Raw genomic sequence first — 5,158 nt, 5'->3', positions numbered from 1 at the left:
TAATACTTATGTACTAGTAATTAGCGATCGCATTGTGCCAGTTGCGTAAGTCCTGTTATGGTTAGCTATGCTGATTTTAACAGTGACGTGACTCAGATTCCATTAAGTGAATTATTGGATTTCGCTGTACAAGGGATATTAGAAGATGGAAAAAAATTACTCAGTCAGGAAAATATTACTCTAGGTACATATCCCGGCATAGAAATGAAGCTGTGGGATGAAAAAGAAGGAATTTTTATGACGGGTAGAGTTTTTATTGTTAATCAACGGTTGTATATACTCTTCGTTGGAAGCGATAAAAATCCTCAACTCAGTGATGTCAGAAAGTTTTTTGACTCCTTCGAGTTGATACAGTAATTATCTTACTAGTTGCTGAATAGATTTTTTTAGCAACTATTAGGACTCCTGTCTGATTTCTGAACAAAATTTAAAATTAAACCCTGATACAACAGCCTTTTCAGTCTCAGAATGTTTTCAAAAATCAAATCGGAGTCCTAATCTAACTATTTTATTTTGTGATTATTGATACAAAAATTTCAAAAAGTTTTTCCAGTAATTCTGCCAAAATGCCAAATAAGTTGCCTTTTCCCCGAATAATTGGATCATTTTCAGCTAATATGGCATTGGCACAGTTAGACAAAAATCTTAGCTTTAGTATCTATTCCAAATTAGGTCTAATAGCTTTAGCAATAGTAATTTTGACTTCAGATAAAAATTTACCCTTTCTAAATAAAGACCTTCTCACACGAGGGCAATTATTCAGGAATGAATATATATGATTATTACATTGATTGTAGCTTGGATAGTCTTCATAATATTATGGAAATTGCTGAAAGCAACCGTGAGCACTGCATTAACTCTTGCGGCAATCCTTGTTTTATTAAATATTAGTTTTGGCATTACTCCCCAAGATATTTGGCATTATGTAACACAGTTTGCTCAAAATTTGTCGCAGATCCAAACTGGAAAATAACGATCTATACTTCACTTTTGCCAATAAAAGGTGAAGTAGAAAAGGTGAAATGATAACCTTGCACGATCAATTGTTATTTAATTCTGAAATCTTGGCTAATGCATCCTTAAAACTCGGCGGCAACTGACGCATAATCTTCCCTCTTTCGCGATCTAAAGCGACTAAAGTCACCTTGGCAGTAACGTACAATTGTTGTCCATCAGTTGAGATAATGGCGTAATCCCAATTAATTCGTACACCAGTGACCTCAGCCATACGGGTTTTTACCAGCACTGCCATACCCAATTGAATTGAACGGTGATAGCGCACCGACAATTCTACAACTGGTAAATCGCAGCCTATAGCGACTAAATCAGCAAATTCAATCCCTATAGATCGCAAGCATTCAATCCGCGCTTCTTCCATCCAAGCTATATAGGAACCGTGCCAGACAAGACCGGCATAGTCAGTGTGGTGGGGTTGGACTCTGACAGGATATTCAAACCAATTTCCAAACTCATGACTGGATGGATTGTCAAGAGCGCTGGTTGGTGGTAGTTTTGGTCGGCTGGGTTTTTCTTCTGACATCTTCAAATTTCTCAGTGACTATAAATTTTCCAAATTATTGAATAGCATAAAAATTAATTGCGTTGCCGGACTTATTGATTTAATATTTACCTTCCGAGCATAGGGAGTGTTTTGTTATGCAGCCTAATCTCCGGCATGTGAGTGTTGTTACTTTATCTCTACTTAGCTTACTAGGTTTTGGGATGGTATATCCAGACAATAACCAGGTAAATACAAATGCAAGGTTGAGGTACGAATCTGGAGAAAAAGCTCAAGCTTTACCCAAGAATAATCAACTCTCAGAAATTGCAAGGCTCAATCAAGAAGCTATCAAAGAATCTCGTCAAGGTCAATCAAAAGAAGCGTTGGAGAAATTACAGAAAGCATTAACCATCACTAAAGACCTTGGAGAGCGCTCTTGGGAAGCGGTAACATTTAACAATATTGGCAGAATCTACCAAAGTCAAAAAAAGTATCCTGAAGCACTTCAATCCTACCAGCAAGCCTTATTGATTAACAAAGAACTTGGGGATCTGGTTCGACTTGGCAAAACCTACAGTAACATAGGTTACTTATTCGATATCCAAAACCAACCAGAGTTAGCAATTTTTTTCTACAAGCATTGTTTGATTAATCGTGAGAAAGCTCGCTTGAATCCATCAGCATTGAGTGCGCCACAACCAGATGCTTACAACATAACTGTTAGCCAGACATATCGCATTTTGGGTGAACGATTGCTCAAACAAGAACGTGTTGCTGAAGCACAAAGGACAATGGATTTACTCAAAGTTGAAGAACTAGAGGAATATCTCCAGAATGTGCCAGGTAATCAACGTACTGTCAAAGGTCTTAATATAGCGGCAACAGAAAAACCAATTAAACAAAAGCTGGATCAAAGTGTGGATAATGCTGTTGTACTGGGTAAGGAATTAACAACACTACGGAAAATTTCCCCCGAACAGCGATCGCTCGAACAAAAACAACGCATCGAACAATTAGTCTTAAATCAACAGCAACTTCTAGATGGATTTAACGAATTTATCAATAGTCCTTCAGTGAAAGCACAGGTAGAGCAAATTAGCCGTACAGCTAGGCGGCAAAATTTGGATTTGGAGAGTCTCAACGAACTTCGAGATAATTTGGCGCGATTACCGCAAAAATCGGCATTACTCTACCCACTGATTTTAAAAGATAGTTTGGAATTGGTATTGGTAACTTCTGAATCCCCACCAATCCATCGCACCGTTGCTGTAAAACGCGAAAAACTTTATCAAACAATTGATGCTTTCCGTCAAGCTTTAATCAATCCCAGTCGAAATATCAAAGCACCTGCACGCCAATTGTATGACTGGCTAATTAAACCGATAGAGAAAGACTTAAAGCTATCGGGTACGCAAACTCTGATTTACGCTCCAGACGATCGATTACGCTACATTCCTTTAACTGCTGTGTATGATGGCAAACAATGGCTCGTACAGCGTTTCAACGTGAATCACATTACATCTGCCAGTCTGACTAACTTAAACACCCCAAAACAATCCACTTTGCGGGTTTTAGCGGGTGCTTTTACTAAAGGTAATTATCAAATCAAAGTTGGTAATCGACAGGTTGGTTTTGCTGGCTTACCCTTTGCAGTGCGGGAAGTGGAAAGTCTAGCAGCAGCGGTTCCTGAAACTACGAAGCTTTTAGACGATGCCTTTACTCCTAAAGTCGCTGTACCCCAAATGGATGATTATACAATTGTCCATTTAGCGACTCATGCAGCCTTTGTGGTAGGTAAACCAGAAGATTCGTTTATTTTATTTGGAAATGGCGATCGCGTTAATTTTAGAAATGTCGCCACTTGGTCACTCCCGAATGTAGATTTGGTAGTGTTGAGCGCCTGTGAAACCGGCTTGGGAGGCAAGTTAGGTAACGGTGAAGAAATTTTGGGCTTTGGCTATCAGATGCAACAAACCGGCGCTAGAGCCGCGATCGCCTCTTTGTGGTCTGTAGATGATGGTGGTACACAAGCACTCATGAGTGCTTTTTATGGTATTCTTTCTACTGAGAAGCTGACTAAAACTGAAGCTTTACGCCAAGCTCAACTCTCATTAATTACTGGAAACTGGAAGGAAATAAGTCATAATGCACCCGTAGCAGCAGTCAATGACTTTAGTCACCCGTACTATTGGGCACCCTTTATTTTAATTGGCAATGGACTTTAGATATTCGCGCAGTGTCTCGTAGAGAAGTTATCGCGTTTTGATGAAATTATCGCAAAAGAGGAGCGCTCAACTAACTAACCTCTGACTTTGCTATGTTTTAACACCTTCTAGCTAGAGGCTGAAAATCAAGATCGTCAGATTTTCGCTGATACAAAAAATATGCGATGGGCCAGCCATAGCCAATCACTTTATGATAATGGAGAAATAGGTAAGCGATCGCTTAACTAAGCCACTGTTACCGATTAACAGTTACCGATAATCAATTTCTAATTTGCTCTCGACCTCTGAAATCTTAATACTTCTTGGCAAGAGTTTTAGAGCCTGTATCACTTTGCATAGATTGCTTGACAAGATCGGCCAATTCATCTAATTGGCTTATTGCCTCTGCACCCTCTAGCTTCATTAATTCGCGGTCATCCCGCATTTCTGTCCAAGTAATGCCGTAATCGGACACTAAAAATCGAATCAGATGGTTATCACCCAAGCTAACCATAAATGATGCACTATTCATTTGGTCGCCACAGGTATAGCAAGATGCAGGATACCCACGCCGCTCTAATACAATCGCCAAGGCTTGCAGGTTCATTACTAAGTCTTGGACGAATTGTCGATGTTGATGTGCTAGTCTCAGAAACACTTTTGTCCTCCAGACACCACAGTAATTTGAGTTTCTTTTATATTTTCTTTAGATTTTCTCACCCATTGGTATTGTAAACTATTCATTACAATTACCAGACAGATGATATTGAGTCGTGATTGACTACTTTGTTTAGGGTAGTGGATCGGGATTTTGAAGGCCGTATCAAACTATTCAGTTTGTAAATTCAAAATCTCGGACAGAATTGCTAAATTTAACTATATCTTTATACATTTCTGTCAGGGTAGATTCTTAGAGCAAGAGATCCGCTTTAAGAGTAACTTAAATTTAGCACTAGTCAACTACAGAAAAGCTACATATTTAGTTTTTATTGGCTATGTGCAGTCAAATACACTGTTATTAAACGCCACAATGTAGTTTTCCATCGTTATAGTGTCTCTTGCTTAGATGTTTAATCTGTTCTGTTTTTAACGTAGATTTTGGTATAGACAAATGATTAGTTATACCAAATTCCTTCCTCCTATATATAAAGTTAAGCAGATGACAGTGCGAATTATAGGTTAAGTAGTTGCAAAAGCAGGGAAATAACAATTTATACCAAGTTAGTGATGTTAGTAGATTAAGTGTGAGTGTAGAATCCACAAGCGGAAAACTTAACACTGACAATACCTAAACTCAGCAGAACAATGTTGCCATTTAGGCAATATTTTCAGGTATTTTTAGATTATTTTCAAAAACTTGTACAAACCAAAGCACGATGAATTTAGAAGGATTCTTATCTTACAGCAATTTTCAGGTAAATAGACCACAGTGGTTAAACCAACCGAGAGCATC

5 protein-coding genes are annotated in these 5,158 nt (G+C 38.5%); 3 read left to right on the top strand and 2 right to left on the bottom strand.

Translation table 11 applies throughout. From position 1 onward, the window contains the following. Positions 1-57 precede the first annotated feature (57 nt). Entirely contained in the window at positions 58-357 is a 300-nt protein-coding gene (locus RM049_RS39105; protein WP_322708095.1) for a hypothetical protein, read from the top strand. A 418-nt stretch (positions 358-775) separates the two neighbouring features. Continuing rightward, a complete protein-coding gene (locus RM049_RS39100; RefSeq protein ID WP_292785503.1) occupies positions 776-973 on the top strand; it encodes a hypothetical protein in 198 nt (65 codons plus the stop codon). A gap of 66 nt (positions 974-1,039) precedes the next feature. Here the strand turns inward: RM049_RS39100 and RM049_RS39095 are convergent, their stop codons facing one another. Beyond that, positions 1,040-1,540, bottom strand: coding sequence for a thioesterase family protein (locus tag RM049_RS39095; protein ID WP_322708094.1), 501 nt, complete (start codon positions 1,538-1,540; stop codon positions 1,040-1,042). A gap of 116 nt (positions 1,541-1,656) precedes the next feature. Here RM049_RS39095 and RM049_RS39090 point away from each other — a divergent pair, with 116 nt between their 5' ends. Next, positions 1,657-3,726, top strand: coding sequence for a CHAT domain-containing protein (locus RM049_RS39090; protein ID WP_322708093.1), 2,070 nt, complete (start codon positions 1,657-1,659; stop codon positions 3,724-3,726). Between the two features lie 292 nt (positions 3,727-4,018). Here RM049_RS39090 and RM049_RS39085 read toward each other — a convergent pair whose 3' ends face one another. Continuing rightward, positions 4,019-4,363, bottom strand: coding sequence for a DUF1815 family protein (locus RM049_RS39085; RefSeq protein ID WP_094350113.1), 345 nt, complete (start codon positions 4,361-4,363; stop codon positions 4,019-4,021). Between the last annotated feature and the right edge of the window lie 795 nt (positions 4,364-5,158).

This window comes from Nostoc sp. DedQUE04 (genome assembly GCF_034530995.1).
Lineage (GTDB): Bacteria > Cyanobacteriota > Cyanobacteriia > Cyanobacteriales > Nostocaceae > Nostoc.
This window is presented reverse-complemented; position numbering and strand designations above follow the sequence as displayed.